The organism is Microcystis sp. LEGE 08355, from assembly GCF_015207185.1.
In the GTDB taxonomy this organism is placed as follows: domain Bacteria; phylum Cyanobacteriota; class Cyanobacteriia; order Cyanobacteriales; family Microcystaceae; genus Microcystis; species Microcystis panniformis.
This window is the reverse complement of record NZ_JADEXI010000013.1, coordinates 1-23,519: the sequence shown is the minus strand read 5'-3', so window position 1 is coordinate 23,519 and position 23,519 is coordinate 1. Positions and strand designations below refer to the sequence as shown.

The 23,519-nt window shown below is 43.3% G+C and carries 14 protein-coding genes; 5 read left to right on the top strand and 9 right to left on the bottom strand.

Annotation, left to right across the window (positions count from 1 at the left end):
* From IQ242_RS01340 to IQ242_RS01310, 7 genes are all read right to left on the bottom strand, one after another.
* A partial coding sequence (locus tag IQ242_RS01340; RefSeq protein ID WP_193958756.1) for an IS630 transposase-related protein occupies positions 1–115 on the bottom strand: 115 nt, incomplete at its 3' end.
* 638 nt (positions 116–753) lie between these two features.
* A complete protein-coding gene (locus IQ242_RS01335; protein ID WP_159250511.1) occupies positions 754–2,193 on the bottom strand; it encodes an aminotransferase class V-fold PLP-dependent enzyme in 1,440 nt (479 codons plus the stop codon).
* A 324-nt stretch (positions 2,194–2,517) separates the two neighbouring features.
* Positions 2,518–3,450: a hypothetical protein gene (locus IQ242_RS01330; protein WP_159250510.1), complete on the bottom strand. Its 933-nt coding sequence runs from the start codon at positions 3,448–3,450 to the stop codon at positions 2,518–2,520.
* 1,041 nt (positions 3,451–4,491) lie between these two features.
* Positions 4,492–5,121: a TolC family protein gene (locus tag IQ242_RS25700; RefSeq protein WP_228020761.1), complete on the bottom strand. Its 630-nt coding sequence runs from the start codon at positions 5,119–5,121 to the stop codon at positions 4,492–4,494.
* Positions 5,078–6,499: a hypothetical protein gene (locus IQ242_RS01320; protein ID WP_193958755.1), complete on the bottom strand. Its 1,422-nt coding sequence runs from the start codon at positions 6,497–6,499 to the stop codon at positions 5,078–5,080. The genes IQ242_RS25700 and IQ242_RS01320 overlap by 44 nt, the downstream gene beginning before the upstream one ends.
* Entirely contained in the window at positions 6,492–7,586 is a 1,095-nt protein-coding gene (locus tag IQ242_RS01315) for an ATP-binding protein (protein WP_123230656.1), read from the bottom strand. The genes IQ242_RS01320 and IQ242_RS01315 overlap by 8 nt, the downstream gene beginning before the upstream one ends.
* Positions 7,576–8,607 (bottom strand): metal-dependent hydrolase, encoded by a 1,032-nt coding sequence (locus IQ242_RS01310; protein ID WP_193958754.1) that lies wholly within the window; start codon positions 8,605–8,607, stop codon positions 7,576–7,578. The genes IQ242_RS01315 and IQ242_RS01310 overlap by 11 nt, the downstream gene beginning before the upstream one ends.
* An 879-nt stretch (positions 8,608–9,486) precedes the next feature.
* Here IQ242_RS01310 and IQ242_RS01305 point away from each other — a divergent pair.
* The gene (locus IQ242_RS01305) at positions 9,487–12,366 is read left to right on the top strand and encodes a plasmid replication protein, CyRepA1 family (protein ID WP_193958753.1); all 2,880 of its coding nucleotides are present in this window, start codon (positions 9,487–9,489) and stop codon (positions 12,364–12,366) included.
* A gap of 179 nt (positions 12,367–12,545) precedes the next feature.
* On the opposite strand, the gene IQ242_RS01300 is transcribed toward IQ242_RS01305, so the two are convergent.
* Together IQ242_RS01300 and IQ242_RS01295 are read right to left on the bottom strand one after the other, a co-directional pair.
* Positions 12,546–13,172, bottom strand: coding sequence for a Uma2 family endonuclease (locus tag IQ242_RS01300; RefSeq protein WP_193958752.1), 627 nt, complete (start codon positions 13,170–13,172; stop codon positions 12,546–12,548).
* A 78-nt stretch (positions 13,173–13,250) separates the two neighbouring features.
* Entirely contained in the window at positions 13,251–14,183 is a 933-nt protein-coding gene (locus IQ242_RS01295; RefSeq protein ID WP_193958751.1) for an ATP-binding protein, read from the bottom strand.
* Between the two features lie 244 nt (positions 14,184–14,427).
* Between IQ242_RS01295 and IQ242_RS01290 the strand changes: the two genes are divergently transcribed.
* Genes IQ242_RS01290 through IQ242_RS01275 form a run of 4 tightly spaced genes read left to right on the top strand, consistent with a single transcriptional unit; the run spans position 14,428 to position 23,161 of the window.
* Positions 14,428–17,727, top strand: coding sequence for an Eco57I restriction-modification methylase domain-containing protein (locus tag IQ242_RS01290; protein WP_228020760.1), 3,300 nt, complete (start codon positions 14,428–14,430; stop codon positions 17,725–17,727).
* Between the two features lie 6 nt (positions 17,728–17,733).
* The gene (dgt, locus tag IQ242_RS01285) at positions 17,734–19,002 is read left to right on the top strand and encodes a dGTP triphosphohydrolase (RefSeq protein WP_193958750.1); all 1,269 of its coding nucleotides are present in this window, start codon (positions 17,734–17,736) and stop codon (positions 19,000–19,002) included.
* A gap of 49 nt (positions 19,003–19,051) precedes the next feature.
* Complete coding sequence (locus IQ242_RS01280; RefSeq protein ID WP_193958749.1) at positions 19,052–19,873, top strand: KilA-N domain-containing protein; 822 nt, start codon at positions 19,052–19,054, stop codon at positions 19,871–19,873.
* 3 nt (positions 19,874–19,876) lie between these two features.
* Positions 19,877–23,161, top strand: coding sequence for a helicase-related protein (locus tag IQ242_RS01275; RefSeq protein WP_193958748.1), 3,285 nt, complete (start codon positions 19,877–19,879; stop codon positions 23,159–23,161).
* Positions 23,162–23,519: the final 358 nt, after the last annotated feature.

The following is a 23,519-nucleotide window of genomic DNA, read 5'->3' as shown; positions in this document are numbered from 1 at the left end:
GCCATCTATATATCGTCGCTCTTCCTATATTAAATAGAGCGGCGGCTTTGGTTATGCTTCCCCCATTCTCTACATAATCGATTACTTTTTTTCTCAAGTCTAGGCTATAAGACATTTTTCTGTATGGGTTGCTCGTTTCTCTTGATTTTACCTTATTTTTTACTTGTATCATACTTATTTAAAATGACTATAGTCGTGCAAAATTAATTTCCTAGTGAAGATAGGCAAGAGGCAAGAGGCAAGAGGTGGTCAGGCTCTTCTAGGTTCTGTGTGATCAGCTTAACTTACCATAGAAGTGATCGATCTTTGTGTCCTCTGTGTCTCTGTGGTTCCTTCCACCCCCTCTCTAGGAGGAATGTATCTTAGAATACATTTTACCCACCAAATCCAAGAGAGCCGTGGTCAGATATGTGTAATTAATTTTGCTTAGGTACTTATCAGTCTAGACCAGAAATGTTGAATCCGTACATAAAACTTTACATACAAGCTAACGAGAACAGGCGTTCGCCTAGAGAGATTAAATTTCCCTCTTGTGATAAAATTAAGTTAACAGTCTCTACCGAATCTGTCATGCAAAACTATTAACAACTCATGCTTGTAAAGTTTGTATAGTAAGGCTTTGAGTTTTTGTTAGATTGATATTTATCAGCTTTAGAGCATTGCTGGACAGAGAGGGAGCTTGGGGAATTTTCTACAGTGTAAGTTCGGAAGAACCTTTCTTATTTTCTTTATCCTTGTTTTTTAGTACGGAATTTAGGATTTCAGACAATGAAACTGACTAATAATTGTTTGGATTAAACTATTCATATGCTCTTTTTTTGTTTCAAAGTTATTGATAGAAATACGGAAAAATTTAGTTCCCTGCCAGTCTAAAGTGGTGAAATAGTGATTGCCTTTTTCTCCTACTAGCTCCTTCACACGATGATTAACTTCGTTGAGGGATAAAGAATGTGTTGTGTTAACGATGCGGAAGCAACACACGGGCAAAGTAGGTTCTTGTAGGAGTTCTAAATCGGGATGAGATTTGACAGTTTCAGCAAGATAATTAGCAACAGATAGAGTATTACTTAATAATTGGTGATAGCCATGACACCCAAGATATTTAAACGCCATCCACAGTCCTAAAGACCGCCATTGTCTAGTTCCTGGGAGTCCCATTTGAAACAAATCTGGCTCAGACAGGTCTTCCCAATAGTGACTACTTGCTTGAAAACTTTTTAGTAATTCAGAGCCATTTTTAATTAGTAAACAACCAATACCAAAAGGAACAAATAACCATTTACAAGGGTCAAGCGTTACGGAGTCAGCCAGGTTGATTCCTTGAAAATGCTGACGAGTTTCAGGAAGATTAGCAAAAACGCCACCCGCTGCCGCATCTACATGAAACCATAGATCATAATCTTTAGCCATCTTAGCCAAAGATTTAAGAGGATCGACTGCACCTGTTGCGCTTGTACCAGCAGTCCCCACTAAACAAATTGGTTTATATCCATCCTTAATATCTTTTTGAATTTGTTCTTCCAATTGATGGAGATCGATTCTTGCATCTTCTGTCACTTCGATGCGCCGCAAGCAGTTTCTCCCTAGTCCCAAAAAATCTAGAGCTTTCCAGATAGAAAAGTGACCTTCTTGTGACATATAAACTGTGGGTTTGAACCGACTCTCTGCTAAACCTTCATCTTGTACCTTCCGACCGAGAATGGAGTCTCGTGCAAGTTTTAAGGCGCTAGCATTAGCCATGGATCCGCCACTGGTAAATATTCCGTTGGGAATTCTACAAACATTATGTTCATAACCAATAAATTGACTGAGCCACCCTAAAGTTTCCGTTTCTATAAGTGTGGCAGCAGGACCTGCACGCCAAGCCCCAGGGGTTTGGTTTAATCCTTCCCCTAATAGATCTCCCAGTACGCTAATGGGTAAAGGTTTAGGAGAGATATAACCATAGTATTGGGGATGACTGACATTACAATAACCACTGAAAATGGTTTGAATGACTTCATTGATAATATGTGAACTCTCATCACCATCTTGAGGCAGTTGCTCTAAATGCAAAAGTTTCTGTTTTAAGGACAAAGGACTGGATAAAACTGGATAATTTTCAGGGTGTTTGTAAGCTGTCTCTAGGACTTTTAGGATTTTTAGCCCATTTTCAATAAAATCCGATGGTAATTCTTGTGATTCATTAGCCATAAATATTGTTTGCTGAGTTTTAATGTTAGTTTCTTCTGTCCAGCTACCAACTTAAGCAGGGACAGTAGTGAGCCTACTTCTATAGCGGTAAGCGCTTGAGTGAGATACAAACCAAGCTTTGCCTAGCATGGTTTATAGGTCGTGACACTGTACCTCATACGACTGCACACCGCTACAATAATACTACTACTAAGATGCCTTGATAAGCTAAACGGTGCTTAACCCGCATGATCTAATAGATATAACCCTTTTGGAGTCTATAGAACCCTTTGCGGAGAGGGAGCTTGGGGAATTTTCTACAGTGTAAGTTCGGAAGAACCAGATTTAATTTCTCGAATTAACGATGATAGTTAATCCCCAAGTCCCTATTAGTAAAATCGCTGGAATAGAAGAGTATTCAGGGACACTTTGTGAACCTAAAATTCCTCGAATTCTAGCAACGCTTCCATCAACAATATCTGTAAATAGCAGGTCATCTCCATCAATTGCTAGTCCAGACGGATTGCCAATATTATCTATTAAAGTTTCCACTTGTCCTGTTTTGGAGACTCTTAATATTCGTCCGTTACCAGGTGCATTAAAACCATCAGCAAAGTCTGTAATCAAGAAATATTGTCCATCAAATTCAATATCTAAGGGTTGTCCCAATCCAGTTGCAATTTCTGTAACATTGCCATTAGCTGTAACAAATAACAAGCGTCCAAATGTAAAGTCTGTGATCCAAAAGTTATCACCATCGACAACAAGTTCAGTGGGACCTCCGACTCCATTTGAAGCAATAGTTAAAACATTTCCACTAGGACTGATTCTTTTGAGAGAACCCGATCCTAAACCAAAATCACCTACAACAAAATAATTTTCTTGAATCGCAACTCCAACAGGATCACCTAGGTTTGTCGCTATTGTGGTAGTAACTCCGTCTTGAGATATTCTTAGAAGTGAAGCAGTAGGATTTTCAACCACAATAAACTCAGAATTATTGACTAAAACACCAGCAGGGCTGCCTGCTGTTAAGGAAGTGATTGTTTGAACATTACCTAATGTATCTATTCTGAGTAAAGAACCATTAACGGTGACAATTAAATCATCATTATATGTAGTTATACCATAAGGATTAAGTAATCCAGTTGCAATTGTTTTGATAGTGAATGAATTCAATGCAAAACTAGATGCTTTGGCTTGTTGATTATTAATAAATGGTAAAACACACCCAATTAACAACATAGATAACGATGAAATTATGTTAATTTTCAACATTTTTGGTTGCCTCGAAAAATATGCTTGGTTTTTTGGTTTCTCAACAGCGCAATCTTAGAGTGGCTGTAAAGCTGACAATAGACCTCTTGCAAAAGTCTTAAGTCGATCCTTGTACAGCAACATTTTTGAAGATTATCAACTACTAATAAATAATTAACTGAAAGTCCCTCCCATTATTGTTTCTATCGTTTGTTTTCGGATTTATGCAAGAGGTCTAATGTAAGGATTTTTCTGTGACACATAGTTAGCGAATTCACTGTAGATGTTATCTAAATAAAATGCTGTGCTTACAGGTTTGAGTGTCGAAGATAAGTCGATGTTACCACAGATTGAACGGCTCTTCTAGGTTCTGTGTGAGCATAGTACAAATGTGCTTTTTCCGTACAAGCATACTAGCTATGGCTCAAAGTCTTACAGAGCCTGAGTTCAAGCAATGCAATACCAATGAACTACTGGACACTGAAGTTCTTACGCAGATAGGGTTTGAGGCAAAATTTTTCAAATTTGACCTTTAGACCATTATAGCTTGTTTTAGGGCAGAAAACTAGCAAAAACATGGCTACAGAGCGAATCCCTTACTCTAGAGATTAATGACACTATCTGTTAAAATCAGGTTAGCGATCACTATACAGCCAACTCTACGGAATCGCTATACTCCAGATACGGTCAACGGTACAGCCATTTTCAAGGGAAAAATGTACCCAGTAGTCTCTTTTCAATTTTTTCTTAGAACCTCCATGCAGTAAGGGTTTTGTTAATTTTTTAGTATTTATGTATGGGGGAAGTCCAGGTATGACACTCCTAAAAGTAATGATATGGGTCAACCTTCGGCATCTCACCCCATTTAGGCGTGATCACAAGAAGTTTTCCCTATATCACGCCCAAAAGCGTGTTAGCCAGATTAGCCTATTGCCAAAAACCTTGTTTAACTAAATTCCTGACAGTAAGTTAAAATAACAGAACTCTTCTAAAAGACTAGCTAAGATTCTAGTTCTGACCGCACTTCTCCACAAAAATTTACAATTTCACAATATCAACCCATTACCCGGTAATTTCAGGAGCGGAAAACCCGGTCAGGGATAGAAGTTGTCGTTTAGCGGTTTCCCGTTCGAGACGGTAACGGTTCCACTGAATCTCTAACTGTTCTCGTTGGGCGATTCTTGTTAGATAGGTTTCGGTGGATGAACCGCCCAGACGGTAATCAATCTCGGTAATCCTGGTCAAGAGGTCGTGATTGGACAGTTGGGCTAATATCGCCCGTTCTCGATCGCCGGCGGTTTCGTAGGCGATCACCAGCGTTAAGACCTGTTCTCCCAGTTGGGAGCGTTTGGCAGCCCGTTGACGTTCCAATTCAGCCCTGGCCGCCTCTAGGTCGGCCGCCCTGATTTCGAGGTCGGTGATGGCCATCCTCTGTTGTTGTACCTGACCACCCCCAAACAGATTTTGCAGAATGGCGATCGGGTCGGTGGTGAGATAACCTGTCCATTGTCGGGCGTTGGCTTGGTCGATACGTTGTCCAGCCAACTGTAACCGGCGATCGATCAGGGCGATGCGTTCGTCTAGGGTCTGCAATTCAGGGGAACGTTCGATCGCCGCTTCGGTGAGGGTACGGAGACAATCGTTACCGCTATCGAGACAGGGAAGGGGAGCGGCCTGTAGGGGAGTCCACATCAACAGTAAGCTCAACAGTGAGAAGGCGATCATCCTGACCTTGCCATTTAAGCCGTTTGACCGTTCCGGGGTAGGGAGCCTTAACCGTAGCCAATTGAACCAGTGCATTGTCGATCTCCTGTATTCTCGTCCTGATCACCGCTTGGTTGTATTCCCGTTCCTGAAGTTGTGCGGCGCGAACTGCCCTCTGTTTCTCCACTTCCAGTTGTTGGTTCTGAAGGGTGATCGCCCGTCGGTTTTCTTCTAGAGCCAATTGGTATTCTTCCTGAAGACGCTTTTCCTTGGCGGTTGATAAAGCGGCACGGGCGATGTCCAGTTGTATTTTTGCCTGTTCCCGTTCCGTTTCCATTTGGGAGAGTTTCGCCCTTTCGTGTTCGATGATTGTCTCCACGGATCCCCCCTGGCCTCCTTGATAAGGGGGTAAAGGTTGAGAGTCGATAGTAACAAAAGTGGGTAGGGAAGCGACATTAACGGGATCCCCCCTTAATCCCCCCTTGATAAGGGGGGCAGAGGGAAGGGCTAGTAATTGAGAAATTTTCTGTTTTTGTTGGGTTATTTTAGTCTCTATCTGTTGTAATTCTCCCGTTTTCAGGGTAATATGAGCGATTTCTTGCCGGTAGGAAACGGGGGGAAGTTTATTTAATGTTGGGGGTGGTGAAGGTAAGGTGAGTTCGGGGAAGGGAATCTGTAACTTTTTTAGGGAGAGTTCCAACTGTTGACGTTGGGTTTGGAGTCGTTGTCTCTCGGTAATGCGATCGCTTAGTATCTGACCCGCAACGATCCGAGAACCTTGTTTGACCCGCAGATCTGCGGGGGTGGTAAGGGTCAATCGGATTTTGATCTCTCTCGGTACGGTGGAGTGGGTTTTTTTCGGAGAGGATCCCCCCTTAATCCCCCCTTGATAAGGGGGGTAAGAGGTGGTAACGGGTGTAACGGGGGTGCTGGGGGTTTTTTGGGCGGTGGTGTAACTGCAACCGACTAGGGTGATGATGGTGGCGAAGGCAAGGGTCAGGTAACGAAAGAAATCAGGACGGGGGGAATAGAAAGGTTCCGGGACAATGGGGGAAGTATCGGCTTCTCTCAGGGTAAACACTGAACTTTGTCTGAGTGTTTTTTGGGAAGCGATCGTTTCCAAAACGGTCGGGGTTTCCAAGACAGTTGGAATTTCTAAAACGGTCTGGATTTCCGAGACGGTTTCTCCCGTGCGTTCCCGTTTCCAGCGACTAATCAGCTTACGGGAACAACCCTGGCCTGTTTTCTCCCTTACCAACGAGATCAGACCTTCGTAGGTCGTACCGGCTGGTGCGCCGTCGAGGATAGCGAAAACCGTCTCAGTGCGTCGCTGGTGGGGTTTTGACCTAGAAAGAGTGCTAACCATCTTCTACCCTCCGGTGATAGGGAAAGATACTGGTCACTTCTGCCTGTTTGCCGAAACGACATAGGGCGGTCAAGGGTACTAACTCGGCTACTTTCTTCTCGGCAAACCGGAATTTGGCGGCCACCCGCTTCACTTCCGACTGGTCCACTGGCAGAACGATCTTGGTAGAGGAGTTACCGATCACGTCGTCGCTGAGATGTCGTTCCGATTGGGATGCCAACACCAAACCCAGCCCGTATTTACGACCGTCGGCGATGATGCGGTCACAGGCCCGACTTTTCCGCAATTCTTTAGCCTCATCGATGAATAGGTAGGTACGGGGTAGTTTCCCTTCGATTTCGCCGGTTAACCGGTGTTGGTTCATCAATTGCCAGGCCAAGGATTCAGCGGCAATCGCCCCGATCTCCGGCGGTAATTTCGAGAGGTCGATGCGGATATGTTTCTCGGTGAAGTCGGGTTGGGGACGGCAGAAGACACCGTAGGTGAAGGTGGCTATCAGTTTCAGTTTCAGTTTTTGCGATTCCTTACAGCCGCTCTCGACCCGCGACTCGATCTCCTGCTGCAAATCGGTAAAATTGGGCGCTTCCCTTGTCCAACTTGTCGGTTGTTCTTGGCTGATACCCCGCCGGTTGTAACAAAATTGCAATATTTCTAACAGTAAACCCTCCTGATTTGGTCCCAACTGCAAAGAACGTTTGAGGGTGGTGGTAACGGCAATCGCCTGTAGATGAGGACCACCCCCTTCAGCATCGAGATTGACAATCAGGGGATTGATGCCGTGAGAACTGGCCATGTGCAGGGGATAACAAGTTTCACCGATAATCTCCTGATCACCGTGGAAATCGATGATAAATAACTGAATATCGGGATAGGTCTGTCGGAGAGAATAGGCAATCGCTTTGAGGGTCTGGGTTTTGCCACTACCGGATGCACCGATGGCGACGATGTGACCGTTGGGGAGATGACCCGGATTCCAATAACAGTTATCCCCCAGAAGGATGCCGGACGGTGGCGATGATTCGTCCGATGGGGAATTGGGGGCCCGTAAAACGGCGGTGGGTAGTGGTTTCTGCTGTTTATTGAACATTTATGATCCTAGCGATGAGATGACCTGAAACGCTGTATTCTCCCAATTTGTCGATCGCATACTGGGGACTAGCGGCGGTGAGTCGGGCGTAGGCGATGTTACCCGGTTGTAGGGTAATAGTATCGAAACGGTCGGCATGACTGGGCAAACTCAGACCCGAACCATCGGCAATGGTCAGCGTTCCCGTTAAATATACCCTTCCCGTTAAATTAGCGAGCCTATCTAAATATTCATCTTCCAAGAAGATATTTTCGATCTTTACTTGGACTGGTGCGACCCGTTCCACCCGAATGCGGGAGGCGATGATCTGAGATTCCTGACTCGAACCCAGTCGGTACACCGTTCCCCCTTCGTCCTTGACCAGCAGATCGCTAACGGTCAACGGTTCGATTACCTCGTAGGTGGCATCCACCGGCTGTTCGGTAATGGCATTTCTACCTTGAACCCTAACCCGCAACAGATAGCGGGAAGCATCCTCGTTCACCGTCTCGATCGCTCCCGACGGCAAACCCAACGCCTGATTGAACCCGCGAATCAGACCACCACCACTGTTGATAGAAATACTCAGAACCGAGACGACCACAAGAATAAACAGCAGAAACCACTCGGCATTACTACCCGTGGCCAACCTCAAACGAGGATTTCTGGGGATGATCATCCTTCCCCGACCAGGATAGAACGCCTGCACTCCCGACTTAGTAAAAACATCGGCAAACCAGCCGAAAAAGTAACCGAGAATCAGACCGTACCAGAGTTGACTATAACCCAGTAGGGCCAGGGGATAAGCCGCAAGGGTGACGACACCAGAAGCAAAGAAACTGTGGGTTATGCCCCGGTGAACCGTTCTCTTTTCTAGCCAACTGCTGACGGGAAACAAGAGCCGTCCGAGCGAGCTTTTGCCCGTGTCAACATCTGGCAACAAGGCAGCCAGCGCCGCTATGCCCAATATCTCCGGATTGGCGGTTCCCAACGTTATACTCGTCAAAGCTACCGAAAAGGCTATATGAGTGACGCTCATCATATATTATAATTTATGAATTATAAATTATGAATTATAGATTACAGTAGTTTATCAGTTCTGAATTGGGAAGTGAGAATTGGGCTCTTCTGGTTTCTGTGTGGAAACGAGGTCTATACTGATAGAATATCCGCAAAATAGTCCTAAAAGTCTTGCCCAGTAAGCATTTCACGATTCCATAAGCAAAAATTATCACACAAAGTCGAGAAGAGCCAGAATTGTAAATTATAATTAATTATCGAGCGGCAAAGGTTGGTTTTTGGCTGTGATCGGTAATCGGTAAACTGACAACTACGATAACTGATAACCCGACCGAATCTAAAACCCAAAGTTAACTGTTTAATTCACCCAGTTTCTCAACCTTTTTTTCCGTGGGCTGATTGCCAGATTTTTTCTGGAAGACCTTGCCTTGAGAAGCCGATCTGTCAAGCGGCGATCTCACCCTTTGCTTCTAATTTAGAACATTTGTACGACCAGTTGAACCAGTGAAAAGTCTTGAGGTTTGCGTTGGTGAGGTCTCAAGTTCGGGAAAAGAATTAGAACGGGTGTTTTCTCGGCAGCCAGCTGATAGGCAACTCATCCCGAAACATTGACGGTATAATCGATATAGCTTAGGGACTTTCTCTTGATCAGTAAAAACCCCCAACGTTTGGAGACGCAGGGGGACCAAAAACATTAAATACAATTAAATGTTAACTAAAAATGGGCTATTGTGCAGCACATCTGCCGTTGTCAAGCCTTTTTCTTCCCCCCGCAATTGTAGCTCAACCCCTTTACTAGAGCGGACTATAGCCGAAAAAAACTTATTTTTGATTTTTTCGACAAATGGATATCATGGGACTACTCCCCTAACCCTCTATCGGGAAATGATGGGAGGCCACCATGTTTAAAGCCTCTCGCTCCGAAATCAGACAAGAATTTTTAGAAGGTAGTGCGATCGCTCTCGACGTATTCGACACGGCGATCGAGATTATTCCGGACATACTAATCGATGACGTTACCCGCGAGGTTTTGGGAACTCCGATCGCCGATCTTCTAGGGTATCGTTACACCCGGTTTACCGATCAGGCTAAACCAAACCTTTTAGCGGCCGTATTCCGGCAAGAAACCGGTGAGGCCTGGCAATTAAAGATTTTTGGGGAAGGGAACGGGAAAAAATCAGGCCAATACTTGGCCCCAAAAGGAATAGGTGATAAGGCCTACTTTTCCCCTGTTCCCGATCGCATTGCCAGAGCGATCGCACAATCCCATAATCTGACCCCGCCGGGTAAGGATGAGACTTTCTGGGAATGGTTTCTCGATCATCCTGAAATACCCCTAGCCCTGACAGAAGGGGGGAAAAAAGCCTTGTCAGTCGTCTCCCTTAACCAACCGGCGATTAGCTTATACGGCTGCCAATGCGGGGCAAAAAATAAGGATGAGAATGGAATAGATAAACCGTTATTTTTGCTCCCTGAATTGCAGCTTTATGTCAAAGGGAGACGGGTTAACATAGCCTTTGACCGCGACTTGAAACCCTCAACCATTAAAAAGGTTGAGTCTGGAATTTATAAGCTGGCGATCGCTATCAAAAAGGCTGGCGGGCATCCTCATGTTGCTGTCTGGGACCCAAAAAACGGAAAAGGGATCGATGATATTCATGCCAGAAAAGGCCAGGATTTTGCCCTAGCTGTACTCGATAACGCTATTCCTTTTGATACTTGGGAGGGTAAAAATAAGAGAGACATATCGGATATAACGGATGTAACTCTTAATCAACAGTTTTTAACCCTACAAGACCTTAAAATCCCTGATAATGCTCAACTTATCTGCATAAAATCCGGGAAGGGTACGGGAAAAACCGAGGTATTAAAAGCGATCGCAGATCAGGCAAGCAAGGAAGGAATAGCGGTTCTGCCTATCGGTCATCGGGTTAAACTGTTATCGGAATTGTGCCAGCGATTGGGGATCGACTACAGAACTGATAAAAGCGATACCAAAAGCTATCTAGGCTATGCTTTATGCTTTAATAGCTTGCATTCTCAAGCTAACCCACCATTTAAGCCTGAAAATTGGCACGGCGCTTATATTTTTCTCGATGAGATAGAACAGTCTCTAAATTATCTTTTAAATAGCGACCTTGACGGAATGAGACGGCATCGAGTATCTATCATAGAGAGTTTCAGGGATTTACTCAGGGAAGCGATCGCTGGTGGGGGGAAAATAATTTTATGTGATGCTTATTTAACTAAGAGATCGATCACTTTTATTCAGAAGCTTCTAGGGATACCAGTAGAGAGTTGGATAGTACAAAATACCTATATCAGGGAAACTCCTCGATCACTGGCAGTCTATGAGTCTAAAGCCAAAATGCTGGCCGCATTGCTTGACCACATCCACAAGGGAGGCCGTCCCTACATCATCACTGGCTCTCAAACAGCCGCATCTAAGACCAGTAGTAAAAATTTACAAACGATCATTTCTCAACATTGTCTGGATAGAAAGCCCGTAGCGATCGACTCCGAGACAACAGCCGAACCCAATCATAAAGCCTACAGGATAGAAGACAACCTTAAAGAATTGTTCCAAGAGATCGACATTCCCATAGTTAGCCCGATTTTAGAAACTGGGATAAGCATCGACCGTAGCGATTTTGATTCTGTTTGGTGTTTTTCTTCGGGTAGTCAGTCGGTCGATGGAGTCTGTCAGGCAATTGATCGGGTTCGTTCCGACGTTCCGAGACATTTATTCGCTCCCAAAACTCATGCGAATTTCACTGGGAACGGCAGTTCTAACGCTAGGGACTTGTTAAGAGGTGAAAAACGAAAAGCGACCGTTATTTTCAAGGAATTAAGCGACCTTGATCATATTTCCTTGTTTGAGGGGGAAAATGCCATTCTCATCGCAACCTGGGTCGATTATGCGATAACCTGTAATAGCGAAGCATGGCGATATAGGGATGCCATTGTAGAACGACTACTCGGCGAAGGCTATCAATTCCCCGCCAGCGACAATCCCGATGACGACCCCACGATAACGGATGAAGTATCTTTAATGATGACCCTAACAAGAGAGGAAGCCCTCGAAACGGAACGAGAAATGATCGCCGCCGCCCCTAACCCTAGCGATGATGAACTGGAAAAATTGAGTAATCTAAGCGATCGCACTGCTGATCAGCGCTATCAGCTAAGAAAAGGGCAATTATGCCGGCGATACCTTACGGAAAACATTACCACTACCCACATCAAAAGGGACTCAGAAGGATGGTTTAGCGAATTAAGCCTTCATTATTACCTAACCGTTGGAAAACCCTTTATAAAGCACAAAGAACAGAAAAGAATGGAGAAATTAGGAAAGAACTCGGACGGTCGTGTTTTTCTTCCCGATTTCACTAAAAGCTTAATCCCTGCCTTGTTAGTTTTAGAAATTATCAGAATTCCAGAGTTTTTAGATGCCGATCGAACGTTCGCCAATGAAGACTTACAAGAATGGTACGAAACCTTAGTTATCCCCTACAAAAAGGATATTAGAACCTGCTTGGGGATAAGCATAGGCGAAAAGGATACTCCTATCAGATTCTTACAACGAGTGCTAGGGAAGTTCGGGCTTAAACTTTCCTGCTGTGGTCGGTTAGGGTCAAGACTCGATCGCCGTCGGGTTTACAGTTTGGCAGGGCTAAACCTTGACGGACGCAACGAGATTTTTAGTCGGTGGTTAGAACGGGACAATAAGGGCGTGTCCACGGAGTCTATAAATTATGTTGATACTTCTGCGGCCGCCTAAAAAAAGCTTAATTCCCCTATTTACGGTTTAGCAACCCGAAATAGGTTGGTGACACTAGCTTTTGTCCAACGGTAAGTTCGCGTATCACAACTACACATCTAATTTTCCGCTTACTTAACACAAAGCCGTCCTAAAAGGGGCAGGCTTTAAACCCAATTTTTCGATAAATCTCTGGCTTTTTATCCACCAGCCCTTAACACTTGTTCAGCCGTTAATTTCAGCCCTGGGAAGACGGTGGAAGTTATGGTCTGATTACCTCGAAACTGCTGAATTTCATATTCTCCATCCACTAGCGTACAGATGGATAGAGTGGGCTGTTTGGGCTTACCAATATGTCGAGTCCCGCCCAATCCCGCATAATCAGCAATCCAATATTCAGGAATGCCTAAAACGGCGTAATCTTCAACTTTGCGGGCATAATCGTTTTGCCAGTTGCTACTGACAACTTCTGCCACAAATTTAATCGAACTCCCCAGCGTCAGAATCGACTGGTTAGACCAAAGTAGTTCTTTGCTAAGTTCATCTCGATCCACAACCGCAACGTCAGGTCGAAATGCCGTCATACTAAGGTGGGAAGGACGCAATAGTCCCCGTTGAAGAACAAACCAGGGTAAATCTATTTTATCGATCTGAACACAGACCTTTGTGGTAAAGAAAGCTGCGACTTCCTCATGCAAACCCGTCGGTTCCAAATCGAACACCTCTCCATCGATGAGTTCGTAGCGATTATCGCCACCGTAACGAGCGAGAAACTCGTCAAAGCTGAGTTGCTTTTGTTCTATTGGTTGGTCGATCGCAATGGTCATAGGTCAGTTGATTAAGCTCAACTCTTTCAGTTTAGCGGAACTATATGTGACAGACCAAACTACTAAGGGAGGATGAAGTCAGCGTCCCAAACGGTTAGACTGTCGGGGTAAGGAATAAATCATCAACCTGACCATTCCCACCGCCACGGTCAGTATCCCGCCGATCAGATAAAGACTGGTGTTATTAAAACCGAGTCCCAAGAATCGCAGAATCATAAAACACATGAGAACGGCAATTAGTAGGGGAGTACCGTCGATCCACTGGGTATGGTCATAATTATTACCCTCTAACCCCAAATATTCTTCCTTGACCACCCGTTTCGCTAACATGGGATTACCGATCGCCCGTTGTTGCCAATCGGCCAGTTTACCCGGTGTCACCTGCAATCCCAAACTGACCGCTTCCCCCTCCATAATTTCGCGGATCGCCTTTTCTGGTAAAGCTTCCAATTCGATGCGGGGAAGCTTCAAAAAAATATCTCGGGCCGGGGGGTAAGTAGCCAACAATAATATCGGCTGTCCCTGTAAATGCAGTTTTTCCAGCCAACAACGCAGGGAAACGGGGAATCTGTGGGCATTGTCCATGACGAGAAAAGCGACGTTACCCTCTAACCATTCGGCGATGGTTTCCTGTAACTGTTGTGCCGTCATCGGTTTGCCCTCTAGCGTCTCCGTATCTACCCCCAAATCCCCGGCGATTTCCAGAAGCATCTGTTTGACCGTGCCGATAGCAGGGGCGGACACCGGAAACCCCTGCCCCCACAAGTCCTCAATTACCCGCTCCGCTAAAAAGGTCTTTCCCGCACCAGCTTCCCCCACCACCAACAAACTGGCATTGGCTAGTAGGGCGGCCACCACCCGCTCTTTTTCTGCTCGCCTATAGCAGGGGATTGAAAGGGAATCATCAACGGAACGGATCGACAAAGACTGACGCTCACCGTCCGCTCCAACCCCGTAGGTATAGACCCGCTCCTCCCCGTTAGCCAATCTCCTTCTGTGTCGCTCGATCATCGTTCCGATTCCCAGTTCCCTTTCTTAACTATAGTTCCCCCCAATCTTTACTAGGGGATAACTCTGTACTACTTTACTTCCAGTGAGAGAAAGTGAAGTATTGACCGCCATTCGTGGCATCCTAGAGATAGGTGGTAAACCTTGACAATTGCATTGATAATAATTGATGGTTTTGTTGGATTTACTCTATACATTGTCAAAGGGCGGGTAGGCAATCGCTTAAGAGGAATAATCGAAATCAGTTTTGGAAGTTGGGGAAATGCCGGAACGATTACTAAGACTAGACGATTTAAAGACTTTAACTAGCCCCGATGGGGTAGCGTCCCTATTCCATCGGTTAGGTTACGATGCCGAAGCGCAACCTCTAAACCTAGAGGACTTGCAGTTAACTTCCAGAAGTGCCGAAGCTGTCTATGATGCCTACCTGATTGCCGATCAGGGGAATGGGGGATTACAGGTGTTGCTGTTCCAATTGCAGCCGGAGGAGTGGTCTTCCCCCAGTGTTGCCAGTAGTCGCATGAAAGCGATCGCTTCTCAGGTAGGTCGTCGTGATACCGAGTTTCTCTTATTGGCAACCAAAGACTACAACCAATTGATGTTGGTCAATCCTCGCAAGAGCTTTGACGATAAGATGAACCTCAAGGCCAGCATCAGAAAACTTTTAATTGACCGTGCCAATCCTACCGCTTACGACCTCGATCGATTGGAAGCGATCGCTGTCAGAGATAAGTCACCGCAGGAACTCTACAAGGTACAGTGTGAAGCCTTTGATGTTGAGAAGCTGACTAAGAGTTTCTATAGGGGATATAAACAACTGTTTGATCAGGTTCAGCAGGCAGTAAAGTTGCACAATGACCACCCCTATTTTGAGGACTCAGACCGCTTACACCAGTTCTCTCAGCGACTGTTAGGAAGGATAATGTTCCTCTACTTTCTCCAGAAGAAAGAGTTTTTAGCGGGGGATCGTCGTTTCCTCACTACCCAATACAAACATCTAAGACCCGACCCCGATGACACGGAATATTACACTAGCGTCCTCGAACCCTTATTTTTCCAGACGTTGAACCAACAGCGTCCCAATCTCGATTCAAAATGGGGCAAGATTCCCTATCTCAACGGCGGTCTATTCGATCGAGATTATGGTCCGGGAATTAGGGACACGGCGGGGCGGCCGACACCGGAAACCATCGCCTTACCCAATCGGCTGTTTGACCCGGGGGATACGGATAGTATTCTCGGCTTCTTTAATGGTTACAACTTCACCATTGCCGAGAACGTGGCGGGGGATGAAGACGTGGCGGTTGACCCGGAGATGTTAGGGAAAGTATTCGAGAATATGCTGGCCGCTGACGAACGGGGACAATCGGGGACGTTCTACACCCCCAGAGGCATCGTCCAGTTCATGTGTTCTGAGGTGTTGTCCCGTTACCTCGCTGATGAGACGGGGATGAGCTTAGAAGTTTTGCAGAAGTTGATTGATTATGACCCTGACTTACCCGATTCAGAGTTCAATCAGTTGATGACTCCTCAACAGACTAAAAGTCTAAAACAGGCGATCGCTTCCATTAAAGTGCTTGACCCTGCCGTAGGTTCGGGTGCGTTCCCTCTCGGTATGATGCAGGTAATCCTGAACGTGAGACAGGCCGTAGCCAGACGGGAAGGGATGAAAGTTTCTAGGGGAAGTCTCACTATCAGCCAATGGAAACGGGATATTATTGCCAATAATCTCTACGGTGTCGATATTAAACCAGAAGCGATCGAAATCGCTAAATTGAGGATGTGGTTGTCTCTGGTAGTGGACATCCCCAACATAGAAGATGTGGAACCCTTGCCTAACCTAGACTACAAGCTGATGTGTGGGGATTCCCTCATCTCTACCATTCACGGGGAACAGTTAATCCCAGACCCCACCAAAACTCAGCAGGGGATGTTAGCCGTTACTCCTATTCAGATTGCGATCGCTCCTTTACTTGAGCTAGAAAAAAGATATTTTGATGTCCAGACGGAAGAACGTCATCGACTACGGGAACAGATACTTGAAGCTGAGGCCAATGTGTTTCGGGTGGCGGTGAGCGATCGGCAGCAGTATTGGTTAGGTAAGCAGAAAGAATTAGAAACCGAGATTAAAACTATGAAAGGTAAGGTTTCTAGAACTCAGGAAAAGGAACGGAAGGAAATTGCCGATAAGTTAACTAATTTAGCTAAGTTTGCATCTGAGGTTGAAAGTGGAGAGCGATCGCTTAATTTCTTCCAGTATCATCTCCATTTTAGAGATGTATTTGAGTCTAAGGGCGGGTTTGATGTGGTGATTGGCAATCCGCCTTATGTGAGGGCTGACTGTGGAGAGAAACATTTAGCCACGCGCAAAGAAATTGAGGCTAGTGGTGACTACGAAACATTGTGGGAAAAATGGGATTTATATGTAGCCTTTATTGAGCGTGGATACAAGTTTCTTAAGAAAAATGGCTTGATAACTATGATTGTTTCTGATGGTTTTTGCCATGCTAAATATGCCCAGAAAGCTCAAACATGGTATGTAAAAAATAGTAAAATATTAAGGCTTGATTTTCTCAGTAAACTCCAGTTTTTTGATGCAGCCGTTAAAAATATAATATTCTTTTTTCAAAAATCAGACGGGAAAGCTTATAAACCTGAGCGTTTGGTTCATTATAATCAATTTGGACAAGTTAACATTTTATCAACTACTAAGCAAGAATATCTAGATTATCGAGTTTTTTTTCCTGAAGATAAGCAGACTAATCAATTCTCTGTAAACGTAATACCATTGGGAGATATTTGCTATCTAAGTGTAGGCATGGTTGTTAATTCCCATGAAAAATTAGCTCAAGGTTTATTTAAACTACATGATTTAGTTTCAGATACAAAAGATCAACTGCATTCTAAACGCTTCGTAGAAGGCAAAGACCTTGATCGCTGGCTACCATGTAGATACAAATGGTTGGAGTGGGCTTCTGAACGCGCTCCAGCATTATTTCGCAGACCAACTTTTTCAGAACTTTATGAAGTTCAGGAAAAAATTTTAGTTCAAAGGAGTCCTGGTTCTGATCCTAAAGCCTGCTATGATGACAAACAGCTTCATTTTACAGAAAGTAGTGTAGGCTTTATTCCTTGGCATAGTTTAGCAAATGTTCGGAATAGCTCAATCAAAAAATCTGCAAGATATAAAAATGAAAATCCCCCATGTCATGATTTACCCAAACGCGAAGAGCTTGAGAAAATTAGCCGCAGTTTTGCTGTTAAATATTTACTGGCAGTAATGAACTCTTGTGTTGCTCGTGATTTTCTCAGAGCTAATCGCCGTAGCAATATACATCTTTACCCTGACGACTGGAAAAAACTGCCTATTCCTAAAGCCACCCCAGAGCAGCAGAAGCCGATTATCGAACTGGTAGATAAAATCTTGACAATAAAGTACAATAATAAAACTGCTGATGTGTCAAAACTTGAGGCAGAGATAGACGATAAAGTTGCTCACTTATATGGGCTGACCGATAAGGAAATGAAAATTATTAGGGAAGAGTAATTGATTATGTATGACCAAGATTTATGTCAGTTTGCTCAACATTTAGAGGAAAAACTTAGTAATTTTCAAGACAGGGAACACGAAGTGCCTAATGATCAACGTGGCAAGAACAGAAACGAATACAGACGAGATTATGCCAGAGTTTTATACTGTTCCTCATTTCGCAGATTACAGGGCAAAATGCAATTATTAGGAATAGATCCTACCAACTTTCATAGAAACAGATTAACTCATAGCTTAGAAGTTGCTCAAATTGCTGGAGGGATAGCTAGAAATTTAGGATTAAAAAATCCTATTGTTACTGAAACTTGTGCCTTGTCACATGATTTAGGCAACCCGCCTTTTGGTCATGCAGGTGAAAGGGTTTTAAATGAATTGTCTCAAGACATTGGGGGTTATGAAGGCAATGCTCAAACCTTGAGAATTTTTCGCCATTTAGAGAAAAAACATTATGCTTATCCTGGACTAAATCTTACACTAAGAACTCTTTTAGGGGTCACAAAATACTTTTACAAAAAAGCAAAAAATCCTAAAAAGTTTTTATATGATGATGACTATGAATTTTTACAAGACCAAATGGATGATAAGCATACTTATATAAAAAAAAGTATCGACGCTCAAATCATGGATTTAGCTGATGAAATCGCTTATGCCGCTCATGATTTAGAAGATGCTATTAGCTTTGGTTTTGTCAGTTTAGCAGAAATGATGCACGAATTTGATATTAGTGATAAATACCAGTCAGCCAGTCAGCAGTTTAGAGACATTGCTTACAAATCAAGAGAAATAGCAACCCAAGCAAAACGCCTTGATACATCAGAAGAATATTCCTTTATTATCCGAAAAGAGTTAACATCCAACATTGTTCACACACTAATGTGTGATATTGGCAAGGTAGAATGTCAGGATGGCTCAGAGCAACTTGGATACAAGACTTTAAGCAAATTAGCTGAAGGTTTAAAAAAGTTAGTATTTAAAGCACTATTACGAAAAAAGGACGTTCAGCTTTATGAAAAGCAAGGAGAACGCATTATTAAAGGACTTTTTGAAGTTTATATCGATGCAAAATTTAATAAAGACTTATTATTGTTGCCGCCAGAATTAAGAGCGATTGCAAAAGATACTCAAGAAGATGCTCCAATGAGAAAACGAGTAGTGATTGATTATCTTGCTGGCATGATGGATTCATTCGCAGTCCAAGAGTATCAGAGATATTTTGGAGCATCATCTTTAGATAAGATTTATGACCAGAATATCTGGGGCAATCAAATTTAAGGTAATTACTATTAATTTTTTCACACAATAACTTTATAAGGAGAATAAAATGCAATACATTGAACATCAGGTTGGTGATTTAGTTGTCAGTCAAAGACAACTAGATGGTTACATAAGTGCCAGCAAACTTAGCAAAGCCTATGAAAGACAAACAGGCAAATATAGAAATCCAAATGCTTGGTTTGAAAAAGATAGAACGATTGAATATTTAGAACTTTTATCTGATAAGACTGGTATTGAAGTCTATGATCTAATACAGAAAAGAGGAGAAGGAAAAAGCCGAGAAGTTTGGCTTCATCCTCAGTTAGCCGTATCTTTTGCCATGTGGCTCTCACCAGAATTTGAAATGATGGTATCTGAATGGGTTGAAAAATGGCTATTTACTGGTCAAGCTCCCGAACAACCAATTTCATTACATCCTTATCAACGGGTTTGGTATCAACGTTTAATGATATTTGAACAAAGAACAAAACTTCCCAATGGAACATGGTGCATTTTTGAAGAAATAAGCAAACTAATGAGAGATTTAGAAGCTAAAAGTGTACTTCTACATGATAAAGCAACTATTGATATCTCAATTGGCAAAGCATGGTGTCATTATTTAAGAAATGAAGGCTATGAAACTGACTTTGAGCAATATACACATTATTATCCCGATAGCAGAGGGGAACGATTAGCCAATATTTATCCTTTTGAATTATTAGGTAAGTTCCGTCAATGGTTGCAAGATACCTATATTCCAGAAAAGTTTCCTGAATATGTCAGAAAAATTGTTAGTCCTGAAGAATGTCAATTAATTTCAGAAGCTATTGGTTATGAGGTTAAACCTATCAATAAAAGACTTAAGCCTACCTCAAATAATAGTGATTAATTTATGCCCCTCCCTGATTACATCGACAACTCCACCCACACTCTAGAAACCATCCTCAAACAACTAATTGAGGACGAAAACCAACACATCCTCGACATCGCCACTGGATTCTTCCGCATTGAAGCATGGCTGCGCCTCGAAGAAACCATGAATTGCCTGACCAGCTTCCGTCTGCTCATCGGGCGCGACCCCGCTATCAGACCCGCAGAAAGTGACAGAATTGACCTTATCCGCTACTTCCGCAGGAATATCCAAGAGCAGTTGGAAGGCGAACCCTTCAAGAGAGAATACAAAAACCAGATCGATCGCGTAATCGCTTACCTACAGCAAGACCATGTTAAGGTCAGACTCTTTGGAGCATTGGGGGAGAAATCTCAATTCCTTCATGCTAAAGCCTATATCTTCGACCATTACAGCATCGTCGGCTCATCTAACTTTACCCCCGCCGGACTGCAAGGCAATACAGAGTTAAACATCATCAACAAGGTGGGAGCGATCGCATCCGACCTTAGACAAAACTGGTTTGAGAAGTTCTGGAATGACCCCAGTGTTGACCTCGATTACAAGACCAAGCTAATTGATGCCCTCAACGCTTCCAAATTTGGCAGTAAAGCCTATACACCCTATCAAGTTTTCCTTAAAGCACTGTACGAACTTTTTAAGGATGAGGCGATGGTGGGGGAAACGGAGCGCACCACCCTAGAACTAGCTAGTTTCCAACAGGAAGGTTTCGAGAGAGCCGTCAAACTGATGGAGAAACATCGAGGCTGCATCGTCGCTGATGCTGTGGGTTTGGGTAAGACTTACATTGGCTTGAGAGTATTAGACTATTACCTGATTAAATTGCGCCGTCCTGGTTACGTCCCCCGCGCTTTGGTAGTCTGTCCCGCCCAACTGAGAGATTTAGTCTGGATTAAGAAACTAGATGAATTTGGCATTAAAGCTGATGTCTTGTCCCATGAGGAGATCAGCCGTCAAAACTTTGATCTTCGCCGTTTCAGCCAATATGATTTAGTGGTGGTGGATGAGGGTCATAACTTCCGTAATAGTGCCACTAATCGCTATCGAAATCTGCTAAAAATGGTCAGCAGTGGTAAGCGCAATAAACGAGTTTTATTACTTACTGCCACACCGATTAATAATAGCATATTTGACCTCTATCATCAAATTTCTCTACTAACTAGAGGCAATGATACTTATTATCGAGAGGACGGTATTTCTAATTTAAAAACTTATTTTAAAGCCTTAGCTAAAGGTGGGGTAGAGATTACCGAGTTGCTGTTTCAAACAATGGTACGCCGCAGCCGTCAGGACGTTATTAGAAGACAACAGGCGGGGGAAGAAATCAGGATTAACAATCAGCTTATTCACTTTCCCAAGCGAGAGCTAGAACAGTTTACCTATAACTTTGAGGGTAGCTTTACTGGGTTATATGCTGGCATCGCTGATCGAATCGACCAGCTTCATTTAGCACCTTACAACATCAAAGCTTTTAAGCGCAAAAAACAAAAGCAGGATGAAGATGAAGTCAAACGTAATGATGCCTTAGTCGCCCTACAAAAAGCTCTCTATTTAAAACGATTAGAAAGCTCCTTAATTGCCTTTAAAAATAGTGTTCGTAACCAAAGAGACTTTCAGAGTAAATTCTACGAAATCCTCACCCAACAGGGAAAACTGCTCTCATCAAAGAACTTCCGCAAGTTAATCTTAGCAGCAGGGATGGAAGAAGAAGATGCTGAAAAATCTATGAGTTCTATCATTAGTCAACTAGAAGAAATTGACCACAAGGATTATCAAATAGATAACCTGCGAGCGTATATTGAATCGGACTTAGCTATTCTCAACGGTATCTTAACCATTCTTGACAAAATACAGCAATCAGTTGTACAAAATCAAGATCATGACCGCAAGTTAGCGGCTTTTAAAGAATTACTCAAAACTAAACTAAAATCTCAAAGAATTTTAGTCTTTAGTTACTTTAAAGATACGGCAGATTATTTACACAGCGAACTGCTCAAAGATGAAGACTGGTTGAAAGACATGGGAAATCCAGCAATCGAGTTAATCACTGGGGACACACCGGGCAAACAGCGAGAGGAAAAGGTCAAACGGTTTTCTCCTAAAGCTAACACTCAAGAGGATAATGAATTAGAAACCCTCAAGCAAAACCCCATCGATATCCTCATCTGTACCGATGTTCTATCGGAAGGTCAGAACCTACAGGATGCGGGGGTTTTAGTTAACTATGACCTGCATTGGAATCCAGTTAGAATGATCCAAAGGGCGGGACGCATTGATAGATTAGGGACAGACTATGACACCCTCTACATCTACAACTGTTTTCCAGAAGAGGGATTAGAAGCTTTACTCAATCTAGTGCGACGATTGCAGGATCGGATCGCCACTATCGATCGAGAAGTGGGTTTAGATGCTAGTGTCTTGGGAGAAACCATTCAAGAGCGATCGCTAGAAGAACTCTATCGTCTCAAACAGGCAGACACAGAGGCTGAGAAAGCCGCCATACTTGAAGAACTCGAACAAACCGCCGATCTAGTCTCCCTCGATGAGATGAGATTGCCACTGCTAGAGTTTATCCAACAGAAGACAAGGGAAGCTGTAGAAGAAATTCCCCTAGGTATTCATAGCACCCGCACCTTCAAGATTCCTGACCACACCTTTAGCGAGGGGGGACTATTCCTCGCTTTTAAAGCAGGGGATAGACATTTCTGGCAGTTTTATCCTAGCCTGCGAGGACATATCTCCACCGAACCGTCTTTACTGGTGACAGACAAGCGTAAAATCTTTAACTGGATTAAGTGCAAAGAATCTGACTTTCCCCCACCAGAGGACTTACCACCCGTCCAGTTCGACACTGCTATTTTCCGCATCCTGACCACGGCAACCAATAACCTGCTCGAATCCTTGAGAAGACAGCATACCAGCAACAAACTCAAACCTAGCTTGAGTAAACTGATACAAAAGATTCATCATGCCCTAATTCAGTCAAATTTACTGGAAAATCAGCCTGAAGATCAGAAAACTAAAGTACAAATCTTGCAAGTAATTAACACGGTAAATCTAAAAATCTACGAACGAGACATTAAGACAATTTGGGATAAATACGTTCAAAAACAAGACTTAAACACGTTAATAGCCGAACTAGATGAGTATTTTGTCGATAATGACTTGTATAATGAGATCGAGGAAAAAAAAGAAGAAAGTCCCCTCAAAATTATCAGAGAAGAAGATATTCAATTAGTTTGTTACGAATGGTTTAAACCGGAATAAAGATAGAGCGATAATGAGGAAATTGCGGTCTGACTATTTGAGAGGATCACAAAATTAGAGAAACCCGATGAAAATCTATCAACCTGTTCAATATCGATTATAGAACTCTTGCAAATTAATTATATGTTATAATCATGGGTTAACTAATTTTCCCCAAAAAATTAGTTAACCAGTACATTTGTCCTGAATGAAAACTTGAAGTTTAACTTTTAACTCAAAACTCTTTAGATATGCTTTAATTTGGTTATCAAAACCTCTTTATTTAAGCGGCACAAACTATCTCAATTATAAAAATTGAGAATAAATTCTCCTTGACTTGATTAATCTTTAGGCAACTTTTAAGAAGCTGCTATACCTA

Bases quoted from the DNA above. Each gene is read 5' to 3' on its own strand.
- IQ242_RS01300 (WP_193958752.1), bottom strand. From the start codon at position 13,172: ATGACCATTGCGATCGACCAACCAATAGAACAAAAGCAACTCAGCTTT.
- IQ242_RS01305 (WP_193958753.1), top strand. From the start codon at position 9,487: ATGTTTAAAGCCTCTCGCTCCGAAATCAGACAAGAATTTTTAGAAGGT.
- IQ242_RS25700 (WP_228020761.1), bottom strand. From the start codon at position 5,121: ATGTGGACTCCCCTACAGGCCGCTCCCCTTCCCTGTCTCGATAGCGGT.
- IQ242_RS01320 (WP_193958755.1), bottom strand. From the start codon at position 6,499: ATGGTTAGCACTCTTTCTAGGTCAAAACCCCACCAGCGACGCACTGAG.
- IQ242_RS01330 (WP_159250510.1), bottom strand. From the start codon at position 3,450: ATGTTGAAAATTAACATAATTTCATCGTTATCTATGTTGTTAATTGGG.
- dgt (WP_193958750.1), top strand. From the start codon at position 17,734: ATGTATGACCAAGATTTATGTCAGTTTGCTCAACATTTAGAGGAAAAA.
- IQ242_RS01275 (WP_193958748.1), top strand. From the start codon at position 19,877: ATGCCCCTCCCTGATTACATCGACAACTCCACCCACACTCTAGAAACC.
- IQ242_RS01295 (WP_193958751.1), bottom strand. From the start codon at position 14,183: ATGATCGAGCGACACAGAAGGAGATTGGCTAACGGGGAGGAGCGGGTC.
- IQ242_RS01280 (WP_193958749.1), top strand. From the start codon at position 19,052: ATGCAATACATTGAACATCAGGTTGGTGATTTAGTTGTCAGTCAAAGA.
- IQ242_RS01335 (WP_159250511.1), bottom strand. From the start codon at position 2,193: ATGGCTAATGAATCACAAGAATTACCATCGGATTTTATTGAAAATGGG.
- IQ242_RS01310 (WP_193958754.1), bottom strand. From the start codon at position 8,607: ATGATGAGCGTCACTCATATAGCCTTTTCGGTAGCTTTGACGAGTATA.
- IQ242_RS01315 (WP_123230656.1), bottom strand. From the start codon at position 7,586: ATGTTCAATAAACAGCAGAAACCACTACCCACCGCCGTTTTACGGGCC.